This is a genomic window from Prevotella sp. P4-119 (assembly GCF_002251345.1).
In the GTDB taxonomy this organism is placed as follows: domain Bacteria; phylum Bacteroidota; class Bacteroidia; order Bacteroidales; family Bacteroidaceae; genus Prevotella.
Genome location: NZ_NPJB01000061.1, coordinates 1 through 271 on the forward strand (window position 1 = coordinate 1; position 271 = coordinate 271).

1 rRNA gene is annotated in these 271 nt (G+C 43.9%); it reads left to right on the forward strand.

The features are described from left to right. Window positions 1-83, forward strand: a 5S ribosomal RNA gene (gene rrf, locus CIK89_RS06360); the annotation flags it as partial. Window positions 84-271: the final 188 nt, after the last annotated feature.

The window sequence follows — 271 nt, forward strand, 5'->3', positions numbered from 1 at the left end:
CTTCCCATTCCGAACAGAGAAGTTAAGCCCACTTGCGCCGATGGTACTGCAATGCAATGCGGGAGAGTAGGAGGCCGCCATCTTTTACAAAGCACCTTGTTTCAGCAATGAAGCAAGGTGCTTTTTTCGTTTCCTCCCTTTACGGATCCACGGAACACACAGAGTACACTCTAAGTTTGCAGAAGAATGCGACGCAGTCGCATAAATGTTAAATAATCAAGGTAAAACTATGATTGCTAAAGACAGTTTCGTACCTTTGTTGTAAAAAGGT